Here is a 25,488-nt window from a genome sequence, read left to right on the forward strand (position 1 = left end):
CTTATGGGAGCAAGCTCTTCACGTTGATCGGCTCGGCTTCGTTCTGTGCGGAGCCCTTCGGCTTGCCAGCGATCGCCATACCCGCAACACGGTAGAAGTTGTAGTCAGGGTTCTTGCCGGGGCCGGAGATCAGCAGATCTTCTTTCTCGTACACCAGGTCCTGACGCTTGAACTCGGCCATTTCGAAATCCGGAGTCAGCTGGATCGCGGTGGTCGGGCACGCCTCTTCGCACAGGCCGCAGAAGATGCAGCGCGAGAAGTTGATGCGGAAGAACTCGGGATACCAACGGCCGTCCTCGGTCTCGGCCTTCTGCAGCGAGATGCAGCCGACCGGGCAGGCCACCGCGCAGAGGTTGCACGCCACGCAGCGCTCCTCGCCGTCGGGGTCGCGGGTGAGGACGATGCGGCCACGGTAGCGCGGCGGCAGGTACACGGGTTCTTCGGGGTACTGCAGGGTGTCGCGCTTGCGGAACCCGTGGGAGAACACCATTGCCAGGCTGCGCAGCTGGGTGCCGGTGCCCTTAACGATGTCGCCGATATACTTGAACATGGGTCAAATCCTCACTGGGCCGCGACGGCTGGCGTGTTGTAGAGCACGATCGCAGCGGTCACCAGCAAATTGATCAGGGTCAGCGGCAGGCAGAACTTCCAGCTGAAGTCCATCACCTGGTCATAGCGTGGGCGCGGGATCGAGGCGCGCAGCAGGATGAACAGCATGATGAAGAACGCGGTCTTCAGCGCGAACCACAGGAACGGTACCTGCGGCAGGATGCCGAACGGGCCGTGCCAGCCACCGAAGAACAGGGTCACCAGCAGCGCCGAGATGAGGATGATGCCGATGTACTCACCGACGAAGAACATGCCCCATTTCATGCCGGCGTATTCGATGTGGTAGCCGTCGGCCAGTTCCTGTTCCGCTTCCGGCTGGTCGAACGGGTGACGGTGGGTCACGGCGACGCCAGCGATGAAGAAGGTGCAGAAGCCGAAGAACTGCGGAATGATGAACCACAGGTTCTGGGCCTGGTAGTCAACGATGTCGCGCATGTTGAACGAACCCACCTGCACCACCACGCCCATCAGCGCCAGGCCCAGGAACACTTCGTACGACACGGTCTGCGCCGAAGCGCGCAGGCTGCCGAGCAGGGCGTACTTGTTGTTCGACGACCAGCCGGCGAACAGCACGGCGTAGACCGACAGGCCGGCCATGGCGAAGAAGAACAGCAGGCCGATGTTCAGGTCGGCCACGCCCCAGCCCGGGGTGATCGGGATGATCGAGAAGGCGATCAGCAGCGCACTCATGGCCACCACAGGCGCCAGGGTGAAGATCATCTTGTCGACGAAGGGCGGGTTCCAGTCTTCCTTGAAGAACATCTTCAGCATGTCGGCGGCGATCTGGAACATGCCGAACGGGCCGACGCGGTTCGGGCCGTAGCGGTCCTGCCACCAGCCCAGCAGACGACGCTCGACGAAGCTGAGCAGGGCGCCGCAGACCACCACGGCCAGCAGCACCACGATGGCCTTGACGACCTGAATGATCACGTCGATCACTTCGGGGGTGAACCAGCTCATTGTGCTGCCTCCTGCAGGCCTTCGACGGCTGCACCGAAGATGGCGGGCGGAATGCCGGCCAGGCCTTTGGGCAACGCAACCAGGCCAGCGCCCAGTTCTTCATTGATACGCAGCGGCAGGCGCAGCGACACGCCGGCCACGTTCAGGCTCAGCATCGCGCCGTCGTTGACGCCCAGGCGGTCGGCTTCGGACTTGGCCAGGCCGACGTAGGCGGCCGGAATGCGCTCCTGCACCGGGGCGGCGCGGGAGGAGGACTCTTCGCTGCCGAACAGGTGGAAGAACGGTACCGCGGTCCAGGTGCCGCGAGCCGGGTTGAACGCGCCCGGGATGGCGCTGAACCAGCTCAGGCGATCGCCTTGCGACTCGATCAGGCGCACGCCCGGGTCACCGGCACGCAGGTGGCCACCGACTTCGTCCTGGAACTTGTTCCAGGCTTGCGGCGAGTTCCAGCCCGGCGACCAGGCGAACGGCACCTGCTGGCGTGGCTCGGCGGAGCCCGAGTAGCCTTCCATGGAGAAGGCGAACGCGGTGTCCTTGTCCTGCGGGGTACGCGGCTCGTGCACGCTGATGTTGGCGCGCATGGCGGTACGGCCGGAGTAGCGCAGCGGCTCACGGGCCAGCTTCATGCCCTTGATGCGGAACGCGGCGCTTGGCGCTGCGTTGACGATGCCGGCCAGTTGCGGGGCGGCTTCGGCGCAGGCGCTGGTGACGTGGTCCAGCTGGGTCCAGTCCACCGGCTTGTTCAGCAGGGTCGCACGCAGGGCGTGCATCCAGCGCCAGCCTTCGTGGATCTGGATGCTGCTGTCCAGGTATTGTGGGTCGAACACCTGGAAGAAGCGCTGGGCACGGCCTTCCTGGCTGACCAGAGTGCCGTCGCCTTCGGCGAACGAGGCGGCCGGCAGCACCAGGTGGGCGCGGTCGACAGTCGGGGTTTTCGAGTGGTCGGCAACGATTACCACCTTGGCCGCGGCCAGGGCTGCATCGACCTTGGCGGCCGGTACGCGGGCGTACAGGTCGTTTTCCAGCACGACGATGGCGTCGGCCTTGCCGCTGATCACGGCGTCCAGCGCCGCGTCGACGGACTCACCGCCCATCATCGCCAGACCGAGGCTGTTGGCCTCAGGCACGACCAGGCTCAGCGAACCATTCTTCTCGCGCAGCTTGAGGGCCTTGGCGATGTTGGCGGCGGCTTCGATCAGCGCAGGATCCGCCAGCGAGGTACCGGCGACGACCAGTGGGCGCTGGGCAGCGACCAGGGCGTCGGCGATGCGCTGGGCCAGGGCCTTGGCTTCGTCGTCCAGGCCGGCAACGGCAGGCGCGCTCGGGTCGATGGCGTGGGCCACGGCGAAACCGATGCGGGCGAGGTCGGCGGGAGCGGCGTGTACACACTCTTCGGCAACGTCATCCAGCTTGGTTTCAGCCAAGGATGCGATGAACAGCGGGTACAGCGCGTGCTGGCCGATGTTCTTCACCGCGGCGTCCAGCCAAGGCTGCACGCGCATGGCGTCGGCCATGGCCTCGGCCTTGCCCTTGGTGGCCTGGCGCACGGCCAGGGCGACACGGGCAGCGGTCTGGGTGAGGTCTTCGCCGAGCACGAACACGGCGTCGTGGTCTTCGATGTCGCGCAGGGTCGGGACCGGCAGCGGGCTGTCGTTCAGCACGTTCAGGGCCAGGCGTACGCGGGCGAGCTCACCGGCTTCCATGCCCGAGTAGAAGTACTCGGCACCGACCAGCTCGCGCAGGCCGTAGTTGCTCTCGAGGCTGGCGCGTGGCGAGCCGATACCGACGATGGTGCGGCCGCGCAGCAGGTCGGCGGCCTTGTCCAGGGCGGCGTCGAGGGACAGCTTGGTGCCATCGGCCAGGTGTGGCTGGCGCGGACGATCCTTGCGGTTGACGTAGCCATAGCCGAAGCGGCCACGGTCGCACAGGAAGTACTGGTTCACCGAGCCGTTGAAGCGGTTCTCGATGCGGCGCAGTTCGCCGTAGCGCTCGCCGGGGCTGATGTTGCAACCGCTGGAGCAGCCGTGGCAGATGCTCGGGGCGAACTGCATGTCCCACTTGCGGTTGTAGCGCTCGGAGTGGGTCTTGTCGGTGAACACACCGGTCGGGCAGACCTCGGTGAGGTTGCCGGAGAACTCGCTTTCCAGCACGCCGTCTTCGACGCGACCGAAGTACACGTTGTCGTGGGCGCCGTACACGCCCAGGTCGGTGCCGCCGGCGTAGTCCTTGTAGTAGCGCACGCAACGGTAGCAGGCGATGCAGCGGTTCATCTCATGGGCGATGAACGGGCCGAGGTCCTGGTTCTGGTGGGTACGCTTGGTGAAACGGTAGCGGCGCTCGTTGTGGCCGGTCATTACCGTCATGTCCTGCAGGTGGCAGTGACCGCCTTCCTCGCACACCGGGCAGTCGTGCGGGTGGTTGGTCATCAGCCATTCGACGACGCTGGCGCGGAACGCCTTGGACTCTTCGTCTTCGATGGAGATCCAGGTGCCGTCGGAGGCAGGGGTCATGCAGGACATGACGATACGACCACGGGTGTCGTTCTCGTCGGTGTACTGCTTGACCGCGCACTGCCGGCAGGCGCCGACGCTACCGAGCGCCGGGTGCCAGCAGAAATAGGGGATGTCGAGGCCGAGTGACAGACATGCCTGTAACAGGTTGTCCGCACCGTTGACTTCGAGCGCTTTGCCGTCTACGTGGATAGTGGCCATTGTTCAAAGTTCTTCGTTGGCCCGCGTGAGCGGGCGTGGCTAATGGAAATCTGTAAGCCTGTGGCACGCCACGCTTCATGCGGGCCGGCCTGCAGGCTGGCGGGTGGCACGGACCACCCGCGTTCTATCTTTTTATGCGCCGACCACAATCGGCTTCGCCAGGTTTGGGCGCAGGGTGTCGGTAGCAGTTGCTGGCGCGACACCGGCCTCGAACTCCGAGCGGAAATACTTGATGGCACTGCCCAATGGCTCGACGGCACCTGGTGCATGAGCACAGAAGGTACGGCCTGGGCCGAGGAAGTTGACCAGCCCCAGCAGCGTCTCGATGTCTTCGGCGCGGCCCTGGCCGTTTTCCAGTGCGCGCAGCATCTTCACGCTCCACGGCAGGCCGTCACGGCAAGGGGTGCACCAGCCGCACGATTCGCGGGCAAAGAACTCTTCCATGTTGCGCAGCAGCGACACCATGTTGACGCTGTCGTCCACCGCCATGGCCAAGCCAGTACCCATACGGGTGCCGACCTTGGCGATGCCACCGGCATACATCTGCGCATCGAGGTGCTCGGGCAGCAGGAAGCCGGTACCGGCGCCGCCAGGCTGCCAGCACTTGAGCTTGAAGCCGTCGCGCATGCCACCGGCGTAGTCCTCGAACAGCTCGCGGGCGGTGACGCCGAACGGCAGCTCCCACAGGCCCGGGTTCTTCACCTTGCCGGAGAAGCCCATAAGCTTGGTGCCGTGGTCCTCGCTGCCTTCGCGGGCCAGCGACTTGTACCAGTCATTGCCGTTGGCGACGATGGCCGGCACGTTGCACAGGGTCTCGACGTTGTTCACGCAAGTCGGCTTGCCCCACACGCCGACGGCGGCAGGGAAGGGCGGCTTGGAGCGCGGGTTGGCGCGACGGCCTTCGAGGGAGTTGATCAACGCGGTTTCTTCACCGCAGATGTAACGCCCGGCACCAGTGTGCACGAACAGCTCGAAGTCGAAGCCCGAACCGAGGATGTTCTTGCCCAGCAGGCCGGCGGCCTTGGCTTCATCGATGGCGCGGTTGAGGTTCTTCGCTGCGGTGGTGTATTCGCCACGCAGGAAGATGTAGCCACGGTAGGCCTTCAGGGCGCGGGCGCTGATCAGCATGCCCTCGACCAGCAGATGGGGCTGTTGCTCCATCAGCATGCGGTCCTTCCAGGTGTTCGGCTCCATTTCATCCGCGTTGCACAGCAAGTAGCGGATGTTCATGGATTCGTCTTTGGGCATCAGGCCCCACTTCACGCCAGTGGGGAAGCCCGCGCCGCCACGGCCCTTGAGGCCGGAGTCCTTGACGCTTTGCACGATGTCGTCGGCGGACATGTCGGCCAGCGCCTTGCGGGCAGCGGCATAGCCGTTCTTGGACTCGTACTCGGCCAGCCAGACCGGCTCGCCGTCGTCGCGCAGGCGCCAGGTCAGCGGGTGGGTTTCGGCGCTGCGCGCAATGCGGTTGGCCGGGCCGAAGGAAGTGATGGTCATACGTAACCCTCCAGCAGCTTGCTGACGCCGGCAGGTTGCACGTCGCCAAAGGTGTCGTCGTCGATCATCAGCGCCGGGGCCTTGTCGCAGTTGCCCAGGCAGCACACCGGCAGCAGGGTGAAGCGGCCATCGGCGGTGGTCTGGCCGAGGCCGATGCCCAGCTCGCTCTGGATCTGGCTGACCACCGACTCATGGCCGCCGATGTAGCAGACCATGCTGTCGCATACGCGGATGATGTGGCGGCCGACCGGCTGGCGGAAGATCTGGCTGTAGAAGGTGGCCACGCCCTCGACGTCGCTGGCGGGGATGCCCAGCACTTCGCCGATGGCGTAGATGGCGCCGTCCGGCACCCAGCCGCGCTCTTTCTGCACGATCTTCAGGGCTTCGATGGACGCCGCGCGCGGGTCCTCGTAGTGGTGCATCTCGTGCTCGATGGCCGAGCGCTCGGTTTCGCTCAGGGCGAAACGGTCGGTTTGGATAAGCGTGCTGTTCATGCTTAGCGGTCCACGTCAGCCATAACGAAGTCGATACTGCCCAGGTACGCGATCAGGTCCGCGACCATGCTGCCTTTGATCACCGAAGGGATCTGCTGCAGGTGCGGGTAGCTCGGGGTACGGATCCGGGTGCGGTAGCTCATGGTGCCGCCATCGCTCGTCAGGTAGTAACTGTTGATGCCCTTGGTCGCCTCGATCATCTGGAACGACTCGTTGGCCGGCATGACCGGGCCCCACGAGACTTGCAGGAAGTGGGTGATCAAGGTCTCGATGTGCTGCAGGGTGCGCTCTTTCGGCGGCGGCGTGGTCAGCGGGTGGTCCGCCTTGTACGGGCCTTCCGGCATGTTGCGCAGGCACTGGTCGATGATGCGGATACTCTGGCGCATCTCCTCGACACGGACCATGCAGCGATCGTAGGCATCGCCGTTGTGGGCCAGCGGTACTTCGAATTCGAAGTTCTCGTAGCCGGAGTAGGGGCGGGCTTTACGCAGGTCGAAGTCGCAGCCGGTGGAACGCAGGCCGGCACCGGTGGTGCCCCATTCCAGGGCCTCCTTGGTGTTGTACGCGGCGACGCCAATGGTACGGCCCTTGAGGATGCTGTTCTGCAGGGCGGCCTTGGTGTATTCGTCGAGGCGCTTGGGCAGCCATTCGACGAAGTCCTTGACCAGCTTGTCCCAGCCGCGCGGCAGGTCGTGGGCGACGCCACCGATGCGGTACCAGGCCGGGTGCAGGCGGAAACCGGTGATCGCCTCGATCACGGTGTAGGCGCGCTGGCGGTCGGTGAAGGTGAAGAACACCGGGGTCATGGCGCCGACGTCCTGGATATAGGTACCCAGGAACAGCAGGTGGCTGGTGATGCGGAAGAATTCGGCGAGCATGATGCGGATCACGTCGACCTTCTGCGGCACCTGGATGCCGGCCAGCTTCTCTACCGCCAGTACGTACGGCAGGTTGTTCATCACCCCGCCGAGGTAGTCGATACGGTCGGTGTAGGGGATGAAGCTGTGCCACGACTGACGCTCGGCCATCTTCTCGGCGCCACGGTGGTGGTAGCCGATATCCGGCACGCAGTCGACGATCTCTTCGCCGTCCAGCTGCAGGACGATACGGAAGGCACCGTGGGCCGAAGGGTGGTTGGGGCCGAGGTTGAGGAACATGTAGTCCTCGTTGGCGCCCGAACGCTTCATGCCCCAGGCTTCCGGGTTGAAACGTGCCGATTCCTCTTCAAGCTGCTGCTTGGCCAGGGTCAGGCTGTAGGGGTCGAATTCGGTGGCGCGGGCCGGGTAGTCCTTGCGCAGCGGGTGACCTTCCCAGGTCGGCGGCATCATGATGCGGCTCAGGTGCGGGTGGCCGGCGAAGTCGATGCCGAACATGTCCCAGACTTCACGCTCGTACCAGTTGGCGTTGGGCCAGATACCGGTGACGGTCGGCAGGTTCAGGTCGCCTTCGCTCAGCGACACCTTGATCATCACGTCGCTGTTACGCTCGACCGACAGCAGATGGTAGAACACGCTGAAGTCGGCGGCCGGCAGGCCGCGGCGTTGGGTGCGCAGGCGCTCGTCGACGCCGTGTAGGTCGTACAGCATGCTGTACGGCTTGGCGACGTTGCGCAGGAAGGAGAGTACTTCTTTGAGCTGGGCACGCTTTACCCACAGTACCGGCATGCCGGTGCGGGTTTCCTGGGCGACGAAAGCGTCGGCGCCGAATCGGTTGTGCAGTTCGACGACCACATCCTGGTCGTCAGCCTTGTAAGGCGGAATATAAATAGCGTTGTCCGCTGTCATGGTCTCGGTCGCTTTGGGTCAACGTTAAGAATGAAGCCAGGCCGCCGGCTCCTGGGGGAGCGGGCGGCAGGTCGCTGGATCAGACTTCGTCGGGGCTGCGCAGGTTGGTTACCGCGATACGCTGTTCGCGACGCAGGTCTTTCTGGGCGGGCATCTCGGCACGGTAGATGCCTTGATCGCCAACAACCCAGGAAAGCGGGCGTCGCTCCTGGCCGATCGACTCCTGCAGCAGCATCAAGCCTTGCAGGAACGCCTCGGGGCGCGGCGGGCAGCCAGGCACGTACACGTCCACGGGGAGGAACTTGTCGACCCCCTGAACGACCGAGTAGATGTCGTACATGCCGCCGGAGTTGGCGCACGAACCCATGGAGATGACCCACTTGGGCTCGAGCATCTGCTCGTACAGGCGCTGGATGATCGGCGCCATCTTCACGAAGCAGGTACCGGCGATGACCATGAAGTCGGCCTGACGCGGCGAAGCCCGGATGACTTCGGCGCCGAAGCGGGCGATGTCGTGGGGTGCCGTGAAGGCCGTGGTCATTTCCACGTAGCAGCAGGACAGGCCGAAGTTGTACGGCCAGAGGGAGTTCTTGCGACCCCAGTTGACCGCGCCACGCAGCACATCCTCGAGTTTCCCCATGTAGATGTTCTTGTGGACCTGGTCTTCCAGCAGTTGATCGGTGACGGTTTCCCGCTCACCGACCGGATACTGCTCGTTAGGTGCGTCCGGATCGATTCTGGTGAGATTGTATTGCATGCCAAAGCCTCATTGTTTCAGCTTCGCTTGCCGCTTGCGGCGACCTTCGGGTGCCCAGTCAAGAGCTCCGACGCGCCATAGGTAGACAAGACCTGCCAACAGAATTGCTATGAAAACGAGTGCTTCGACGAATCCGGTCCAGCCGCTTTCGCGGACGGACACAGACCATGCATACAGGAAGAGGGCTTCGATATCGAAGATCACGAACAGCATCGCGACCAGATAGAATTTGGCGGACAGGCGCAGGCGGGCGCTGCCGACGGGCAGCATGCCGGATTCGAAGGGTTCGTTCTTGGCGCGACCCCAGGCCTTGCTACCGAGCAGGCTGGACAGGCCGAGCATGAAGGCACACAGGCCGACGACACCCAGGAGGAAGATGGCAAAGCCCCAGTTGTGGGCGATGAGTCCTGCCGAATCGGACATGCTAGAAATCCTTATACAGAGACCCAGCTCTGCAGTCTGAAATAAGTAGAGCGGCGACGTGGTGTCGCAGACGCAGTGACCAAATGTCGCAGCTGAATCAATCGCGCTGATTTTATGGGTAAACCCAGTGCAAGTAAAATTTCCGTTGCAAATTTATTCGTAGGTTTAAGAACAAAAATCTTTCGTAACTGGCTGAAAGCCTTGAGTTTCGGGCATTGCACGCGGATTTGTTAATTATGTTTCTTACCCCGCGTAATGACTGGCTAGTTGCGTAATGATAATTAATATCATTTAACCTGGGCTGTATTGTTTTAGCTGTTCTGGGCCTTGCAAAGTTCATCTGCCGATCTGCCCACTTGCAAATGCGAAAAACTCTCGTTCTAGCAGCTTCCGGCGCTGCGCGTACCGCTCTGGATCAATACTTTGTCGTTTGTGCTACGGCTGACCGACGCGGCAATGAGCCACTGGCCGAGCCAGTAGGACAGGATGATCAGGTACTCGGCAGCGGCGAACGGGCTGACGAAGCGGTCGATGCCGATCAGGCTGTCGGAGAACACGAAGGCGCAGGCCCCCAGTGCGGCGACACCGCCACAGGCCAGGGCTCGCCAGAGCATGCAGCCGATCGCCAGGGCATACAGTGCCACCGGGACCAGCAGTGGGCCCAGGCCGTGGCTGGCGAGCAGGCCGAACAGCGAGGCGCCCACCAGCAGTGCGAAGGCCAGTGAGGGGTAGGCCGGGCGTTGGGTCAGGCTGCAGTAACCGCGAAGGTATGCCAGGTGGGCGCAAAGGAATGCGGCCAGGCCGAACACGAACAGATCGCGGGGGATGGCCAGGAGGATATCGCCGAGTACCGAGAAGGCCAGGCCGATCATGATCCAGCGACGGTAGGGCGTGGTGGGCATGGTCCTCAGCCAGGCGATCAGGCTCAGGACCGGGATGGGTTTGATCAGGAGGCCGAGCAGGGCGTTGTCGCTGGCCAGTGCGTATATATAGAGGGCAGCGGCTGCGACGGCGATCAGGATCAGGTGGCTTGGACGAGGCATGGGCGGTCCTTGCTGCTGGGTAGCCACAAGCATAGACCTGATCTGCGGTATTGCCCGTGTCGGCCCTTTCTCGGGGCAATAAGAAAGGCCCAGGGCTTTCACAAGCCTCGGGCCTTCCTGTTCAACAGTTCACCAGACTCAGTGGAACTGTTCTTCCTCGGTCGAACCGGTCAGTGCGGTAACCGACGAAGCGCCACCCTGGATCACGGTGGTCATGTCGTCGAAGTAGCCGGTGCCGACTTCCTGCTGGTGCGCCACGAAGGTGTAGCCTTTGCTGGCGTCAGCGAATTCCTGCTCTTGCAGCTTCACGTAGGCGGTCATGTCGTTGCGGGCGTAGTCGTGCGCCAGGTTGAACATGCCGTGCCACATGTTGTGGATGCCGGCCAGGGTGATGAACTGGTGCTTGTAGCCCATGGCCGACAGTTCGCGCTGGAACTTGGCGATGGTGGCGTCGTCCAGGTTCTTCTTCCAGTTGAAGGAAGGCGAGCAGTTGTACGACAGCAGTTGGTCCGGGTATTCCTTCTTGATTGCTTCGGCGAAGCGACGGGCTTCGTCCAGGTCCGGCTTGGCGGTTTCGCACCAGATCAGGTCGGCATACGGCGCGTAGGCCAGGCCGCGGGAGATCGCCTGGTCGAGGCCGGCGCGGACTTTGTAGAAGCCTTCACGGGTACGGTCGCCGATCACGAACGGCTGGTCGTACGGGTCGCAGTCGCTAGTCAGCAGGTCGGCGGCGTTGGCGTCGGTACGGGCCAGGATGATGGTCGGTACACCGGCAACGTCGGCGGCCAGACGGGCAGCCACCAGCTTCTGTACGGCTTCCTGGGTCGGTACCAGTACCTTGCCGCCCATGTGGCCGCATTTTTTCACCGAGGCCAGCTGGTCTTCGAAGTGCACGCCGGCGGCGCCCGCTTCGATCATGTTCTTCATCAGTTCGTAGGCGTTCAGTACGCCGCCGAAACCGGCTTCGGCGTCAGCCACGATCGGTGCGAAGTAGTCGATGTAGCCATCGTCACCCGGGTTCTTGCCAGCTTTCCACTGGATCTGGTCGGCGCGGCGGAACGAGTTGTTGATGCGCTTGACCACGGTCGGCACCGAGTCGACCGGGTACAGCGACTGGTCGGGGTACATCGACTCGGCCGAGTTGTTGTCGGCGGCAACCTGCCAGCCGGACAGGTAGATGGCCTGGATGCCGGCCTTGACCTGTTGCACTGCCTGGCCGCCGGTCAGAGCGCCCATGCAGTTGACGAAATCTTTTTCAGGGCGGAAGGACGGGTGGGCACCTTGGGTGACCAGCTTCCACAGTTTTTCCGCGCCCTGGCGAGCCAGGGTGTGCTCCGGTTGCAGCGAGCCACGCAGGCGAACGACATCGGCGGCGGTGTAGGTACGGGTCACGCCTTTCCAGCGCGGGTTTTCGGCCCAGTCTTTCTCGAGGGCTGCAATTTGCTGTTCGCGTGTCAGTGCCATGGAAATAAACCTCGTCGCATCGATCTTGAGTGTAATTGTGCTGATGCTCGGATACGCGGGTCAGAGGGCCAGGCTGTGCTGTCCGGGGGAGTGCGGCGGCGAACGGGGAAGTGCGAAGGGGAAGGGTGGGCAGGCCAGGCGAAGGTGTGCCCTGCAGGTTGGCTCGTGGATGCCTTGCTGCGGTGCGACGCGATTGCCAGAACTGCGGTGATGCGCTTCCGTCCCTCGGGACAACTTCTTCGTTGCAGTCGCAATCCCGTCGAACCGCCTTGTGGGCCGTATGGACACGAGGTGCCTCCACGGTGGGAGGAGCGCACCTCGAAGACCCTTGCCAGGGCCTCTGATTAGCGGGAGCGAGGCCATCATGCCCTTGGCGAAAAGAGCCTGTCAAACATTTTGTAGTGCTTTTTTCGGCTTACTACATCTTTGGTCTAATGCGACTTGGCGGTCAGTTTCAAGGCCCTTGGTCGAGGCCTTGAATTGCCTGGGGTCAGTCGAGAAGGTCGACTTTGACCCGCAAAGTCATGTTTTCACCGCGCTGGGTGCTGTAACTGAGGCTTGACGCGCTGCGTTCGGATTGGCTCTGCTGGTTGAACCCGGCCAGGGTGATCCACTCGCCGAGCTTGCCGGTAACGGTCGTGTCGGTGCTTTGCACTTTCACTACATCGGCACGTTCCTGGCTCATTCGATCATTATTGGTGCTGATTTGCAGGCGAACCGTGTCACCACTAAGGCGTGGCGTGACGTAGAAACCCTGGGTCACGTTGCGGTATTCGGTGTTGCTCTGGATGCGCCCGTATCCATCGGTCGAGCTACTGGTGACGGGGATGCTCTGGCCCACCTGGATCAGCGCCGGCTGCCCGTCGCTGGCCTGCACCTGCTGCATGCCGCCTTCGCGGTTGGCGGTGCCGTAGCGGATCACGCGGGCGTTGCCGCGGTTGTCCTGGAAGTTGCTGTCGTTGTTGTCGACGCTGATCAGCAGGCGTTTTGGCGCGGTATCGAGCTGTTGCAGCAGGGCGCGCAGGTCGTCGATGCGTTCCTGGCTGGCGTTGACGATCAGCTTGTCCTCGAAGGTGCTGACGCTGCCGTCCTTGCCGAGGAAGGACTGGGCGGCGGGCAGCAGTTCGGCGCTGCTGCGGTGTTGCAGGGGAATGACCTCGGTGGCGGCCTGGGCGGTAAGGCTGGCGGCCAGCAGCAGCGAGGCGAGGAGGGGGCGTAGCGGCATGTCCATGATCTCCGCGGGTGGAATGAACATGATGGCAAATTTGTCGGCATCTTGCTGGTTGTGGATCACAGCGGCATGCACAGGTTGGCTTTTCAGTGGTTGCAGTCAGGCAAATTCCGTAACATCGCGGCCCTCGACTTCAGGCTCACTCCTCAGGCGCTCCCACACAACGTTCTGCGCCGAGGCTGCTTACAGGACCCCCATGAAACCCGCACGCCTACGCGCCGACCTGCTCGCCGGCCTGACCACTTCGTTCGCCCTGGTACCGGAGTGCATCGCTTTTGCCCTGGTGGCCCACCTCAACCCGCTGATGGGCCTGTACGGGGCCTTCATCATCTGCACCCTGACCGCGCTGTTCGGCGGCCGCCCGGGGATGATCTCCGGCGCCGCCGGCTCGATGGCGGTGGTCATTGTCGCCCTGGTGGTGCAGCACGGCGTCCAGTACCTGCTGGCCACGGTGCTGCTGGGCGGGGTGGTGATGATCCTGTTCGGCGCGCTGCGCCTGGGCAAGCTGGTGCGCCTGGTGCCGTACCCGGTGATGCTCGGCTTCGTCAACGGCCTGGCTATCGTCATCGCCCTGGCCCAGCTGGAGCACTTCAAGGAAGGCGAGCACTGGCTCAGCGGCGCGCCGCTGTACCTGATGATCGGCCTGGTGGCGTTGACCATGCTGGTGGTCTATGTGCTTCCCAGGCTGACCCGCGCCGTGCCGCCGGCGCTGGTGGCGATCCTCGGCGTCGGCCTGCTGGTCTATCTGCTGGGGCTGCCAACCCGCACCCTCGGCGATATGGCGCACATCGCCGGCGGCCTGCCGACACTGGCGCTGCCGGACATCCCCTGGAACCTCGAGACCTTGAAGATCATCGCGCCCTACGCGGTGCTGATGGCCATGGTCGGCCTGCTGGAAACCCTGCTGACCCTCAACCTCACCGACGAGGTCACGGAAAGCCGCGGTTACCCGGACCGCGAGTGCGTGGCCCTGGGGGCGGCCAATATGGTCTCGGGCCTGTGCGGCGGCATGGGTGGCTGCGCGATGATCGGCCAGACCGTGATCAACCTCAGCTCCAATGGCCGTGGCCGACTGTCGGGCGTGGTGGCGGGGGTGATGATCCTGCTGTTCGTGCTGTTCCTGTCACCGTTGATCGAGCGTATTCCGCTGGCGGCGCTGGTCGGGGTGATGTTCGTGGTGGCCCAGCAGACCTTCGCCTGGGCGTCGCTACGGGTGCTGCACAAGGTGCCGGTGAGCGATGTGCTGGCGATCATCGCCGTGACCGTGGTCACGGTGTTCACCGACCTGGCCATGGCGGTGCTGTTCGGTATCGTCATCGCCGCCATCAATTTTGCCTGGCAGCACGCCCGCGAGCTGTATGCCGATATTCATGAGGACGCCGAGGGGAGCAAGCATTACCAGGTGCACGGCACGCTGTTCTTCGCCTCGACCACACCGTTTCTCAACCAGTTCGACCCGGCCAACGACCCGGCCAAGGTGACGCTGGATTGCCAGCACCTGAGCTTTGTCGATTATTCGGCGGTAGCGGCGCTGAAGACCCTGCGCGAGCGCTATGCCAAGGCGGGCAAGCAGTTGCGGGTGGTGCATCTTTCCGAGCGCTGCAAGAAGCTGTTGAAGCGGGCAGGGGAGCAGCATTGAAGGCAATGGTTGCCTGCAACGGCCCTATCGCCGGCTTGCCGGCGATAGGGCCGTTATAGGAGAAAGGCTTACTCCCCGCGGTTTTTCTTGACGATGCCATCGGCAATGCTCGCCGGCGCCTCGGCGTAGCGGGTGAACTCCATCGAGAAACTCGCCCGGCCCTGGGTCATCGAGCGCATCGAGGTGGCGTAGCCGAACATCTCGCCCAGCGGCACCTCGGCACGGATCACCTTGCCGGCCGGGGTCTCGTCGCCATCCTGGATCATGCCCCGGCGCCGGCTCAGGTCGCCGAGGATATCGCCCTGGTACTCCTCGGGCGTCACCACCTCGACCTTCATCACCGGCTCCAGCAGCACCGCGCCACCTTTCTGCGAAAGCTGCTTGGTGGCCATGGAGGCGGCAATCTTGTAGGCCATCTCGTTGGAGTCGACGTCGTGGTACGAGCCGTCGAACACCGCCGCCTTGAGGTTGATCAGCGGGTAGCCGGCGAGCACGCCGTTCTTCATCTGCTCCTCGATGCCTTTCTGGATCGCCGGGATGTACTCGCGAGGCACCACGCCGCCGACGATCTCGTTGACGAACTCCAGGCCTTCCTTGCCTTCGTCGCCCGGGGCGAAGCGGATCCAGCAATGGCCATACTGGCCGCGCCCGCCCGATTGGCGCACGAAACGCCCTTCGATCTCGCAGGTGTTGCGGATCTTCTCGCGGTACGCCACCTGCGGCTTGCCGATATTGGCTTCGACGTTGAACTCGCGGCGCATGCGGTCGACGATGATGTCCAGGTGCAGCTCGCCCATGCCGGAGATGATGGTCTGGCCGGTTTCCTCGTCGGTCTTGACCCGGAACGACGGGTCCTCCTGGGCCAGCTTGCCCAGGGCGATGCCCATTTTCTCCTGGTCGCCCTTGGTCTTCGGCTCCACCGCCACCGAGATCACCGGGTCGGGGAAATCCATGCGCTCAAGGATGATCGGCTTGTCCATGTCGCACAGGGTGTCGCCGGTAGTCACGTCCTTCATGCCGATCAGTGCGGCGATATCGCCGGCGCACACGTCCTTGATCTCGGCGCGCTGGTTGGCATGCATCTGCACCATGCGGCCGATCCGCTCTTTCTTGCCCTTGACCGAGTTGAGCACCGCATTGCCCGAGCTGAGCACGCCCGAATATACCCGGGCGAAGGTCAGGGTGCCGACGAACGGGTCGGTGGCGATCTTGAAGGCCAGGGCCGAGAACGGCTCCTTGTCGTCGGCGTGGCGTTCCAGGTGCTTCTCTTCATCGTCCGGGTCGGTGCCCTTGATCGCCGGGATTTCGGACGGGGCGGGCAGGTAGTCGATCACCGCGTCGAGCATCAGCGGCACGCCCTTGTTCTTGAATGACGAGCCGAGGATGGTCGGGACGATTTCGTTGGCGATGGTGCGTTGGCGCAGGGCGGCCTTGATCTCGTCGACGCTCAGCTCTTCACCTTCGAGGAACTTCACGGTCAGTTCGTCATTGGCCTCGGCGGCGGCTTCGATCATGTGCGCGCGCCATTCGTCCGCCAGTGCCTGCAGTTCGGCGGGAATCTCTTCTTCGCGGTAGCTGGTGCCGTTGTCTGCGTCGTTCCAGTAGATGGCCTTCATCTTCACCAGGTCGATCTGGCCGATGAAGTTTTCCTCGCTGCCGATGGCCAGCTGGATCGGTACCGGGTGGTGGCCCAGGCGTTGGTCGATCTGCTTCACAACGCGTAGGAAGTCCGCGCCCTGGCGGTCCATCTTGTTGATGTAGGCCAGGCGCGGCACATGGTACTTGTTGGCCTGGCGCCACACCGTCTCGGACTGCGGCTCGACCCCGTCGGCGCCGCTGAATACCACTACCGCGCCATCGAGCACGCGCAGCGAGCGCTCCACCTCGATGGTGAAGTCGACGTGGCCGGGGGTGTCGATGATATTGAAGCGGTACTTGTGCTCGAACTGCTTGGTCGAACCCTGCCAGAAGGCCGTGGTGGCCGCCGAGGTGATGGTGATGCCGCGCTCCTGCTCCTGAGCCATCCAGTCCATGGTCGCGGCGCCGTCGTGCACCTCGCCCATCTTGTGGTTGACCCCGGTGTAGAACAGGATCCGTTCGGTGGTGGTGGTCTTGCCGGCATCCACGTGAGCGACAATGCCGATATTGCGGTACAGCTCGATGGGAGTCGTGCGGGCCATGGCGGGTCACCTGCGGGTGAGGATTCTCCCAAGGTAGCAGAGCGGGAGAATCCTGCCGGGGCGACCGTCAGTCGGCGAGCACCTGCAGCTGCCATTGGCCCTCGGCTTCACGCGCCAGGCCGCTGGCCGGCAACAGGGCCAGCAGGCGTTCGTGCAGGGCTGTGTCGGTGAAGGCCTTGAGGGTAGCCATGTCCAGCGCGCCGACGGTGATCAGTTCGGCCTTGGTGTAGGACAGCCAGGCCTTCTTCAGCACCATCAACACGTCGCTGCCAGCGGTGCTGGCAAAGCGTCGGTGCAGGGTGCGGCCTTCCAGTTCGAAGCTGTGGCGGTGGCTGTAGCTGCTCTCGTCGCCATTGCCCTCGACGCAGCGGTGGCAGCGGCAGGGGCCGTCGCCGAAGGCGTTGCGCAGGTAGGCGTTGAAGTCCACGACGGGCTTGAGGGTCAGGCGTTTGTCGACCTCGAACAGGTCGGCGATCAGGGGTTGTTCTGCGCTCACTCGGTATCCTCGCGTGGTGTGGCGTGCATCGGCGGGCACCCTAACAGATCGGCGCCCGCGAGGCCATGTCAGCCAGGTCGCAGGGCCTCTCGTGGGAGCGGGCCTGCCCCGCGATGAGCCGGTAGAGACAACCCCGAGCGTCTGCCGTACTCTTGTCACCCATTTCCAGCCCCATACCCCGAGGTAACCCCGCTTGAGCAGCAAATACCCCTACATCGCCACCGTGACCGTCAGCGCCGAAGACCGTGGGGGCGATACCGAGGCTTCGGAGAACAGCAACATGCGCGTGGGCCTCGAGGCGGTAACCGAAGTGTTGAAGAAGGTGCATTTCGTCGGAACGCTCGCGGCACCGGAAAAAGGTGCCACGCACATCTGCGTCACGTTGGAAAATGGCCTTACTTACTACGGCCTGATCGTCAACGGCCATGCCGAACTCGAAGGCGGCTGGATCGCCTTCGAATGCGACATGCCCACCCCCGAAGAGCTGGGCCTGTAAGCCTTACCCCAGTTCAGCCAGGCACTGCTCGAGGATATCCAGCCCTTCCTCGAGCACCTTGGCCTCGATGGTCAGTGGCGCCAGCAGGCGGATGATATGTCGCGCCTTGCCACTGGGCATCAGCAGCAACCCCTTGGCACGCGCCGTTTCCAGCACCTTGGCCAGTTGCGCCGGTGCCGGGCTGCCATCGCCGTTGACAAACTCCAGCCCGCGCATGGCGCCGACCCCGGTCAGGCGGCCGAGCGAGCTGCACAATCCTGCAGCTTTCCAGCGCGCATGGCGTGCGACGATGGCCTGTTCCTGGCGTTCGCCCCAGGTGGCGAGGTTGTCGTCGGTCATCTGCGCAAGGCTCGCCAAGGCCGCCGCACAGGCGATCGGATTGCCCGAGTAGGTGCCGCCCAGGCCGCCCTTGGGCAGCGAGTCCATGATCTCCCGGCGGCCGACCACCGCGCCCAGGGGCATGCCACCGGCGATGCTCTTGGCCAGCAGCAGCAGGTCCGGCTCGATACCCAGTCGGGGGAAGGCGAAACGCTGCCCGGTGCGGCCGAAACCGGACTGGATCTCGTCGACGATGATCAGTATCCCGTGGCTGTCGCAGAAGCGGCGCAAGGCCTGAGCGAAGCTTGGATCAAGGGCGAGGAAACCCCCTTCACCCTGCACCGGCTCGAAGATGAACGCCGCCACGTCCTCCACCGCCAACTCCACGCTGAACAGGCGTTCCATGGCCTTGAGCGCCTGTTCGCAGCTCACTCCGGTGTCCGGGCTGGGGTAGGGCAGGTGATAGACCGGGCCTGGCAGTTCGCCCACACGTTGCTTGTACGGGGCTACCTTGCCATTGAGGTTGAGGGTGGCCAGGGTGCGGCCATGGAAGCCGCCGTCGAAGGCGACGACGGCGCGCTTGCCAGTGGCGCCGCGGGCGACCTTCAGCGCGTTTTCCGCCGCTTCCGCGCCGCTGTTGGTGAGCATGCCGGCCAACGGGTAGCTGACCGGGACGAATTCACGCAGGCGCTCCATGAGCTCCAGGTAGGGGCCGTGGGGCGCTGCGTTGAAGGCGTAGTGGGTCAGGCGCGTGGCCTGCTGCTGGATCGCTTCGACTACCGCCGGATTGCAGTGGCCCAGGTTGAGCACGCCGATGCCGCCGACGAAGTCGATGTAGCGCTTGCCGGTGATATCCCAGACTTCGGCATTGCGACCATGGGAAAGCGTGATCGGGTGAACGATGGCAATGGACTGGCTGATGTTTGGCTGATTCATGTGCGCGGCGCCTGTGATTCGATGGCGTGAATATCGAAGTGTGCAGGGGGTATCCGCAAACGATTTATTGGATTGCCGTCATTCCTTTGATTCATGAATTTCTGCAGAGCGTTGCCTAGCGCTGAAATCGCGCCAAAACAAAAGGCGGCTGTCCCTTAGGGGCAGCCGCCTTTTGTTGTTTCGCTTCGAGCCTTCGACCGTTTGGATCAGTGGCGACGCTTGTGCTTGCGGTTGTTGTCGCCCATGTGGTTGCCGATGGCGCCACCGGCCGCGCCGCCCAGGCCGGCACCGATGGTCGAACCGTTGGAGCCGCCGAGCTTGCCGCCGATCAGCGAACCGCCCGCCGAGCCCAGGCCGCCGCCGATGGCCGCTTCGGTACGGTTGCCCTTGCGCGCGCCCACCGCGCTGCCGGCCGCGCCACCGAGGCCGGCGCCGATGGCCGCACCGGTGCTGCCGCCGATCTGTTTGCCCACGACGTTGCCGAGGGCGCCACCCAGGCCGCCGCCGATGGCCGCGGTGCCGTCACCGGCGAAAGCGCCCTGGCAGAGCAGCAGGCCGAGGGCGAGGGAAGGCAGAGTCAGACGCATGTTATGAACCTCAGGGGAGTCATCAGGGGTAGATTGCCGCATGCTCGCGGCGAGTCAGGGTTGCAAGGACGCTTCAGCGGTAGTAACGGTCACGGTACTGGCGGTCGTCATCGTCGCGGTCATGGCGATGGTGGTGACGGTGGCCGCGGTCACGGTCGCGCCAGCCATCGTCATCATCGTGGTAATGGTTGCTGTAGCAGCCGCCGAGCAGCAGCAGGGTGGCGACCATGGAAAGGCTTGCAAGGCGTTTCATCACGTTATAGGTCCTTGATCCGCAAGGGTTTACGCGGTACCTCCTGAGACACGAGGCGATCAATTTGGTTCTTTGTCGCGCAAGATTTTATTGCGGCGGCGATGAACGGCGACAACGCCGCGTGAGCGCAAAAAGCGCCGCGAGTTATGGTCGTTATTTGTGAAACACCACACTCGTGCCCCGGCAATGCTAGAGTCACCTTCTTTTTTTTGTCCCGAGGATGGAACATGCGAGCAATTCTGCCGATCACCGTGGCGCTGCTGCTGGCGGGCTGTGCATCGTCGACCATGGAAGCGGCGCGCGGCGGCGCACCCACCGCGCAGCTGGATTCGCACAAGACACCGGATCTGGTGGCCCAGTGCATCCAGTTCAGCTGGCAGGAAGAGAACACCTTCGGGGTTGACGCCAGCGGCTATCTGGAGGCCCGCAAGCAGGGCGGATTCACGGTTTATACCCGCGAAGCCGAGTCGTTCGTCGACGTCTATGCCCAGGCCGGCGGCACGCGGGTGGACTACTACGCGCAGAAGAACGACGGCATGGCCCTGCGCCGGCGCGCGGCAGCCGCCACCTGCCTGTAGGCCGTACTCGGCCAGCGCTGCAGGGTCACATCGGCAGCAGCCGGTCCTGAATCACTTCCTTCATCACCAGCGTCGAACTCAGGCGCTTCACATTGGGAATGCTGGTCAGTTGCTCGTCATACAGCTTCTGGAAGGCCGGCAGGTCCCTGGCCACCACGTGCAGCAGGTAGTCGGGGTCGCCGAACAGGCGCTGGGCCTCGACGATCTGCGGGATCTCCGCCAGCGCCGCCTCGAAGTCCGCCACCGGCTGGCGGGTCACCTCGCGCAGGGTCACGAATACCAGCGCGGCGAAATTCAAGCCTAGGGCCGCCGGGGCCAGGCGGGCGTGATAACCGAGAATGGCACCTGTGTCCTCCAGCGCCTTGAGGCGCCGGTGGCAGGGCGACAGGCTCAAGCCCACGCGCTCGGCCAGTTCGGTCACCGACAGGCGCCCGTCTTTTTGCAGCTCGGCAAGGATCTTGCGATCGGTTCGATCCATGGGGAAGATTCTTCCATTGTTCGGCTTGTTCCGGGGAATATACGAAAGAAAATCCCTGGGCGATATCCGTAGTCTTTCTTTCACCGAAACCTGTGTGAAAGGAAGGCTCGAAATGGCCATGAGTGTACTGACGGCGTTCTGGGCCGTTTCCCTGCTGTTCGTGATCACCCCCGGTGCCGACTGGGCCTACGCCATCTCGGCCGGCATGCGCGGGCGTTGGGTGGTGCCGGCGGTGGCGGGCATGTTGTCCGGGCATCTGCTCGTCACCCTGGTGGTCGCTGCCGGGGTCGGCAGCCTGATCGCCGGTCACCCGCTGGCGTTGACCTTGCTGACCCTGGCAGGGTGCGTGTACCTGTTGTGGCTGGGCGGCAACCTGCTGCTGAGCCCGGCGGTGCCCGAGGCCGGCGCGGGTGGCGGGCAGGACTCGGGGTCGCGCTGGGCATTCAAGGGCCTGTGCGTCAGTGGGCTCAACCCCAAGGTATTCCTGCTGTTCCTGGCCTTGCTGCCGCAGTTCACCGACCCGCAGTCGAGCTGGCCGTTGCCGCTGCAAATCCTGCTGCTGGGGTTGGTGCACCTGGGCAGTTCGCTGGTGATCTACCTGATGGTCGGCTACGGCGCCAAGGCCGTGCTGCGCACCCGACCTACCGCGGCGCAGGCCGTGGGTCGGTTGTCTGGTGGGGTGATGATCCTGATTGCCGTGGGGCTGATTGCCGGGCAGTTGCGTTGAGCCTGTCAAGCACGGCGGGTTGGGCTATGCTGACGGCCCTCACGATTCGGACCGGACCCTCATGAAATACGCCGCCGCACTTCTGCTCAGCCTGCTGGCGCTCGTGGCCCACGCCGCGCAACCTGGCGAAACCCTCGCGCCCTGGACGTTGCTCGACCAGTACGACCAGCCATACAGCCTGGGGGCCGACACCCAGGTCCTGCTGGTCGCCCGCGACATGGACGGTGCCAAGCTGGTCAAGGCGGCCCTGGCCGAACAGCCCAAAGGCTACCTGGAGGCGCGCCATGCCGTGTTCGTCGCGGATATCCAGCGCATGCCGGCGCTGATCAGCAAGCTGTTCGCCATCCCGGCCATGCGCGACTACAGCTACCGGGTACTGCTCGACCGCGACGGCCGGGTCGCCAGCCGCTATGCCGGGGACGAAGGCAAGGTGCTGTGGCTGGCGCTGGATAACGGCGTGGTGGCAGCGCGCAACAGCTACGCCGATGCCGATGCCTTGAAGGCTGCGTTGGACCAGGCTGGCCGCTGAACCGGTCTGCCCGGTAGCTCAGGCGAAGGCCTGACGCAGCAGTTGCGGCAGCACCTCACCCGCCTTGCCGGGCAACATGAACGCCCGCGGATGCTCGCAGGGCACAGGCTGCGGATTGACATGCACCACCGTCGCCCCCGCCGCCAGTGCCATGCGAGGTATCGAGGCCGCCGGCTGTACCAGGCCTGAGGTGCCTACCGACAGCAGTACATCGCACTGCCGCGCGGCGGCGAATGCCTGCTCCAGCACCGCCTCGGGCAACATCTCGCCAAACCACACCACACCGGGGCGCAGCGGCCCGGCGCAGCAAGCGCAGCGCGGTGGTTCCATACGGCAGCCCTGAGCGGCCTCCTCGGGCAGTGCCACGGGCTCATCCGCCGGGCGCGCGCAGTCCAGGCAGCGAAAGGCATCCAGCCGGCCATGCAGGTGCAGCACGGCACGGCTGCCGGCGCGTTCGTGCAGGTCGTCGACGTTCTGCGTTATCAGGGTCAGCTGCGGCACCTGCGCGGCCAGCGCGGCGATGGCCAGGTGGCCTGCGTTGGGTTCGGCCTTGGCGATCCCGGCGCGGCGCATCTGGTACCAGCCCCAGACCAGCGCCGGGTCGGCGCGAAAGCCCTCGGCGCTGGCCAGCTGCGCCGGATCGAAGCGTGCCCACAGGCCGGTCAGCTTGTCGCGAAACGTGGCGATGCCACTTTCCGCGGACACTCCGGCACCGGTGAACACCACCACGTGGCGGGCCTGGGCAAGCAGCGTCGGATCGAATGGCATGAGGGCTCCCATGGTGCGGTGCAGGGCGGCCGGTCACTGTGCCAGTGGGCCGCGGGCCGGACAAGATCCGAGTGAACCCTCGGCGCGCGCGACAACCCAAGCCAGTACAGCCAATAGGAGAAGACTCATGGAAATCGGAACAATCTGGTTCGTTGTCGCGCTCGTCGTCATCCTCCTGGAAATCTGGGCCATCTGGCACATCATCGGCAGTGATCGGCGCGCCGAGCGCAAGATGCTATGGGTGGTTTTCGTCGTCTATGCACCGTTCCCGGGCCTGTTGTTCTGGGCCTGGCGTGGGCCGCGCGCGGTGAAGGGCAGGGCGGTGTTGCAGGAAAAATAAGCGCCGATCAAGGTGTGGCAGGCGGGGCTTGACCTCGACTTAACCTGAGGTTTGATACTCGGCCGCTCTTTCCATCGATGGAGCGATACCATGACCCAGCCAGCCGCCTTTGCCCTGAGCAACCCCGAAGGCCTCTACGACCCCAGTGGCAATGCCTATTCCCACGTCGCCGAGGTACGCGCCGGCAGCCGCCTGCTGTATATCGCCGGCCAGGGCGGCGAGGACCTGCAGGGCAAGTTGTCGGCACGTTTCGACGAGCAGGCGCGCCAGGCCCTGGTGAACCTGAAGATCGCCTTGGCTTCCCGTGGGGCAACGCTGGAGCACGTGTGCAAGCTCACCCTGCTGGTGGTTGACCATTCCGAGGCAAGGCTGCACCAGTGGGTGGCCGAGGCCGAGCGTGCCTGGGGCGGCCGGATGACCCCGACCTGCACCTTGATCCCGGTGCCGCGCCTGGCGCTGGACGGCATGCTGGTGGAAGTGGACGCCGTGGCGGCCCTGCCGCAGGCGTGACCAAGCTCGCATCCATCGGCGTGGCGACCAGCCGCGACGATGGATGCGCCGCCGCCCCGCTGCAAACGCCTGAGCGCCCAGGTAGACTCGCGCTCCCGCATTCATCGAGCCTGTTCCATGACCCTCCCTGTCGAACTGCTCCAGACCGGCCCCGAGCATGCCGACCTGGTGCGCAACCTCTACCAGTTCTACGCCTACGAGTCCTCTGACTGGGAGCAGGAAGATGTCGAGGCGGATGGGCGCTTCTACCTCCACGAGCCGCACTTCACCCGCTACTGGCAAACCCCGGGCTGGAGCGCCAGCCTGATACTGGTGGACGGTTTCATCGCCGGCTTCCTGCTTATCGAGCGCAGTGAACTGCCCGGCATCGACGCCTGGGAGCTGGCCGACCTGTTCGTGCTCAAGAAATATCGCCGCCAGGGCGTGGGCCTGGCGGTAGCGCGGCGCACGCTGTGCGAGGGTCAAGGCGACTGGTTGGTGCGGTGCTACGGCGAGGATGCCCCGGCCCTGGCGTTCTTTCAGGCGGTACTGGCCGACCTGCCACGGCCGGTGCGGGAGATTGCCCTGGATGACGAGCCGTCGTTGCGCAACTTCCTGGTGACCCAGCGATTGCACTGAAGGGTCGAGCTCCAGCATGGTTTGCGCCCTCGCTGGCAGCGAGGGGATGTGGGAAAGTGGCCGATCAGCGAACAGAATGTACTGATTGGACCACAATGCTTTGTCCACCCTCTGGCTTCTCTTCTAGAATCCGCCCATGCCCGGGCGCCATGCCGGGGCAATCGCCCGAGAGCCCCATGAGTTCCAGTACACCGTTGTCCGGAGTCAATCAGCCGCTGCGCGGTATCGCCCTGGTGGTGGTGGCCACGTTCCTGTTCGCCAGCCACGACGGCTTGTCGAAATTCCTCGGCGGGATCTACCCGGTCATCATGGTGGTGTGGGTCCGTTACCTGGTGCACACCTTGCTGATGGCCGGGATCTTCCTGCCCAAGGCTGGGCTGGCGGTACTGCGCACCCGCCGGCCATTGCTGCAGACCCTGCGTGCGCTGAGCCTGCTCAGCACCAGCCTGTTGTTCACCGCCGGGCTGCAGTATCTGCCGCTGGCGGAGGCGACCTCGGTCAACTTTCTCGCCCCGGTGCTGGTCACCGCATTGTCGGTGCCGCTGCTCAAGGAGCGGGTGACCCCGGGACAGTGGCTGGCGGTGGTCATGGGCTTCGTCGGGGTGCTGGTGGTGGTGCACCCGGGCGGCGCGATGTTTACCCCGGCAATCCTGTTTCCCTTCGGTTCGGCCCTGGGTTTTTGCTTCTATCAGTTGCTGACGCGCAAGCTAGCGGCCCATGACAGCCCGACCACCAGCAACTTCTACGCGGGCGTGTGCAACACCCTGATCATGACGGCGCTGGTGCCGTTCTTCTGGCAGACGCCGCAGTGGCCGCATGTACCGCTGATGCTGGCGCTGGGCGGCTGCGGGATGACCGCGCACCTGCTGCTGACCCAGGCGTTCCGCCATGCCGCGCCGGCGTTGCTGGCGCCGTTCAGCTATTGCCAGATCGTGTTCGCCGGGTTGCTGGGGTTGGTGGTATTCGCCCAGGTGCCGGACAGTACCAGCCTGGTCGGTATCGCGGTGATCTGCCTCAGCGGGCTTGGGGCTGCCTGGATGCAGCGGCGACGTTGAACGGCCC

General features: G+C 64.3%; 27 protein-coding genes. 9 read left to right on the top strand and 18 right to left on the bottom strand.

Annotated elements, in window-relative coordinates:
* Position 1: 1 nt before the first annotated feature.
* From nuoI to ACODS9_RS09845, 11 genes are all read right to left on the bottom strand, one after another.
* Positions 2-550, bottom strand: coding sequence for an NADH-quinone oxidoreductase subunit NuoI (gene nuoI, locus ACODS9_RS09795; RefSeq protein ID WP_003251442.1), 549 nt, complete (start codon positions 548-550; stop codon positions 2-4).
* Between the two features lie 11 nt (positions 551-561).
* Positions 562-1,569, bottom strand: coding sequence for an NADH-quinone oxidoreductase subunit NuoH (gene nuoH, locus ACODS9_RS09800; protein ID WP_367858859.1), 1,008 nt, complete (start codon positions 1,567-1,569; stop codon positions 562-564).
* Positions 1,566-4,280 (bottom strand): NADH-quinone oxidoreductase subunit NuoG, encoded by a 2,715-nt coding sequence (nuoG, locus tag ACODS9_RS09805; RefSeq protein ID WP_367858858.1) that lies wholly within the window; start codon positions 4,278-4,280, stop codon positions 1,566-1,568. Before nuoG ends, nuoH begins: the two co-directional genes overlap by 4 nt.
* Positions 4,281-4,412: 132 nt before the next feature.
* A complete protein-coding gene (nuoF, locus tag ACODS9_RS09810) occupies positions 4,413-5,777 on the bottom strand; it encodes an NADH-quinone oxidoreductase subunit NuoF (RefSeq protein WP_139670024.1) in 1,365 nt (454 codons plus the stop codon).
* Positions 5,774-6,271 carry an NADH-quinone oxidoreductase subunit NuoE gene (gene nuoE, locus ACODS9_RS09815; RefSeq protein ID WP_012313767.1) on the bottom strand — a complete coding sequence of 166 codons (498 nt, stop codon included), beginning with the start codon at positions 6,269-6,271 and terminating at the stop codon, positions 5,774-5,776. The genes nuoF and nuoE overlap by 4 nt, the downstream gene beginning before the upstream one ends.
* Before the next feature lie 2 nt (positions 6,272-6,273).
* Positions 6,274-8,055 carry an NADH-quinone oxidoreductase subunit C/D gene (nuoC, locus tag ACODS9_RS09820; RefSeq protein ID WP_046855041.1) on the bottom strand — a complete coding sequence of 594 codons (1,782 nt, stop codon included), beginning with the start codon at positions 8,053-8,055 and terminating at the stop codon, positions 6,274-6,276.
* A gap of 79 nt (positions 8,056-8,134) precedes the next feature.
* A complete protein-coding gene (locus ACODS9_RS09825; protein WP_008096180.1) occupies positions 8,135-8,812 on the bottom strand; it encodes a NuoB/complex I 20 kDa subunit family protein in 678 nt (225 codons plus the stop codon).
* A 9-nt stretch (positions 8,813-8,821) separates the two neighbouring features.
* Positions 8,822-9,235 (bottom strand): NADH-quinone oxidoreductase subunit A, encoded by a 414-nt coding sequence (locus tag ACODS9_RS09830; RefSeq protein ID WP_011534614.1) that lies wholly within the window; start codon positions 9,233-9,235, stop codon positions 8,822-8,824.
* Between the two features lie 380 nt (positions 9,236-9,615).
* Entirely contained in the window at positions 9,616-10,278 is a 663-nt protein-coding gene (locus ACODS9_RS09835) for a lysoplasmalogenase (RefSeq protein WP_489093821.1), read from the bottom strand.
* A 138-nt stretch (positions 10,279-10,416) separates the two neighbouring features.
* Positions 10,417-11,742: an isocitrate lyase gene (gene aceA, locus ACODS9_RS09840; protein ID WP_046855043.1), complete on the bottom strand. Its 1,326-nt coding sequence runs from the start codon at positions 11,740-11,742 to the stop codon at positions 10,417-10,419.
* Between the two features lie 490 nt (positions 11,743-12,232).
* Complete coding sequence (locus tag ACODS9_RS09845; RefSeq protein ID WP_489093822.1) at positions 12,233-12,997, bottom strand: secretin N-terminal domain-containing protein; 765 nt, start codon at positions 12,995-12,997, stop codon at positions 12,233-12,235.
* Between the two features lie 172 nt (positions 12,998-13,169).
* Here ACODS9_RS09845 and ACODS9_RS09850 point away from each other — a divergent pair, with 172 nt between their 5' ends.
* On the top strand, positions 13,170-14,612 hold the full coding sequence (locus tag ACODS9_RS09850; RefSeq protein ID WP_401109465.1) for a SulP family inorganic anion transporter: 1,443 nt from the start codon (positions 13,170-13,172) through the stop codon (positions 14,610-14,612).
* Between the two features lie 68 nt (positions 14,613-14,680).
* Here ACODS9_RS09850 and fusA read toward each other — a convergent pair whose 3' ends face one another.
* Both fusA and ACODS9_RS09860 read right to left on the bottom strand, forming a co-directional pair.
* Complete coding sequence (gene fusA / locus ACODS9_RS09855) at positions 14,681-16,792, bottom strand: elongation factor G (RefSeq protein ID WP_489093823.1); 2,112 nt, start codon at positions 16,790-16,792, stop codon at positions 14,681-14,683.
* Positions 16,793-16,859: 67 nt separating this feature from the next.
* Positions 16,860-17,288 (bottom strand): hypothetical protein, encoded by a 429-nt coding sequence (locus ACODS9_RS09860; protein ID WP_489093824.1) that lies wholly within the window; start codon positions 17,286-17,288, stop codon positions 16,860-16,862.
* Between the two features lie 193 nt (positions 17,289-17,481).
* Here ACODS9_RS09860 and ACODS9_RS09865 point away from each other — a divergent pair, with 193 nt between their 5' ends.
* A complete protein-coding gene (locus ACODS9_RS09865; protein WP_046855047.1) occupies positions 17,482-17,784 on the top strand; it encodes a hypothetical protein in 303 nt (100 codons plus the stop codon).
* Positions 17,785-17,787: 3 nt separating this feature from the next.
* Here ACODS9_RS09865 and ACODS9_RS09870 read toward each other — a convergent pair whose 3' ends face one another.
* From ACODS9_RS09870 to ACODS9_RS09880, 3 genes are all read right to left on the bottom strand, one after another.
* Positions 17,788-19,038 carry a 2-aminoadipate transaminase gene (locus tag ACODS9_RS09870; RefSeq protein ID WP_489093825.1) on the bottom strand — a complete coding sequence of 417 codons (1,251 nt, stop codon included), beginning with the start codon at positions 19,036-19,038 and terminating at the stop codon, positions 17,788-17,790.
* A gap of 206 nt (positions 19,039-19,244) precedes the next feature.
* Positions 19,245-19,625, bottom strand: coding sequence for a glycine zipper domain-containing protein (locus tag ACODS9_RS09875; protein ID WP_046855049.1), 381 nt, complete (start codon positions 19,623-19,625; stop codon positions 19,245-19,247).
* Positions 19,626-19,698: 73 nt separating this feature from the next.
* Complete coding sequence (locus tag ACODS9_RS09880; RefSeq protein WP_046855050.1) at positions 19,699-19,878, bottom strand: hypothetical protein; 180 nt, start codon at positions 19,876-19,878, stop codon at positions 19,699-19,701.
* 227 nt (positions 19,879-20,105) lie between these two features.
* Here ACODS9_RS09880 and ACODS9_RS09885 point away from each other — a divergent pair, with 227 nt between their 5' ends.
* Positions 20,106-20,456: a hypothetical protein gene (locus ACODS9_RS09885; RefSeq protein ID WP_046855051.1), complete on the top strand. Its 351-nt coding sequence runs from the start codon at positions 20,106-20,108 to the stop codon at positions 20,454-20,456.
* 25 nt (positions 20,457-20,481) lie between these two features.
* Here the strand turns inward: ACODS9_RS09885 and ACODS9_RS09890 are convergent, their stop codons facing one another.
* Positions 20,482-20,934, bottom strand: coding sequence for an Lrp/AsnC family transcriptional regulator (locus ACODS9_RS09890; RefSeq protein WP_046855052.1), 453 nt, complete (start codon positions 20,932-20,934; stop codon positions 20,482-20,484).
* 112 nt (positions 20,935-21,046) lie between these two features.
* On the opposite strand from ACODS9_RS09890, the gene ACODS9_RS09895 reads away from it, so the two are divergent.
* Together ACODS9_RS09895 and ACODS9_RS09900 are read left to right on the top strand one after the other, a co-directional pair.
* A complete protein-coding gene (locus ACODS9_RS09895) occupies positions 21,047-21,661 on the top strand; it encodes a LysE family translocator (protein WP_489093826.1) in 615 nt (204 codons plus the stop codon).
* Positions 21,662-21,722: 61 nt separating this feature from the next.
* A complete protein-coding gene (locus ACODS9_RS09900) occupies positions 21,723-22,190 on the top strand; it encodes an FAD/FMN-containing dehydrogenase (protein WP_489093827.1) in 468 nt (155 codons plus the stop codon).
* Between the two features lie 18 nt (positions 22,191-22,208).
* Here ACODS9_RS09900 and ACODS9_RS09905 read toward each other — a convergent pair whose 3' ends face one another.
* Positions 22,209-22,958, bottom strand: coding sequence for an SIR2 family NAD-dependent protein deacylase (locus ACODS9_RS09905; protein WP_489093828.1), 750 nt, complete (start codon positions 22,956-22,958; stop codon positions 22,209-22,211).
* Positions 22,959-23,085: 127 nt separating this feature from the next.
* Between ACODS9_RS09905 and ACODS9_RS09910 the strand changes: the two genes are divergently transcribed.
* From ACODS9_RS09910 to ACODS9_RS09925, 4 genes are all read left to right on the top strand, one after another.
* On the top strand, positions 23,086-23,298 hold the full coding sequence (locus ACODS9_RS09910; RefSeq protein ID WP_031315336.1) for a PLDc N-terminal domain-containing protein: 213 nt from the start codon (positions 23,086-23,088) through the stop codon (positions 23,296-23,298).
* A 90-nt stretch (positions 23,299-23,388) separates the two neighbouring features.
* Positions 23,389-23,808, top strand: a complete 420-nt coding sequence (locus ACODS9_RS09915; protein ID WP_489093829.1) for a RidA family protein — start codon at positions 23,389-23,391, stop codon at positions 23,806-23,808.
* A 117-nt stretch (positions 23,809-23,925) separates the two neighbouring features.
* The gene (locus ACODS9_RS09920; protein WP_489093830.1) at positions 23,926-24,426 is read left to right on the top strand and encodes a GNAT family N-acetyltransferase; all 501 of its coding nucleotides are present in this window, start codon (positions 23,926-23,928) and stop codon (positions 24,424-24,426) included.
* A 176-nt stretch (positions 24,427-24,602) separates the two neighbouring features.
* Positions 24,603-25,481, top strand: a complete 879-nt coding sequence (locus ACODS9_RS09925) for a DMT family transporter (protein ID WP_110700769.1) — start codon at positions 24,603-24,605, stop codon at positions 25,479-25,481.
* Positions 25,482-25,488: the final 7 nt, after the last annotated feature.

It is taken from the genome of Pseudomonas sp. FG36, assembly GCF_057809275.1.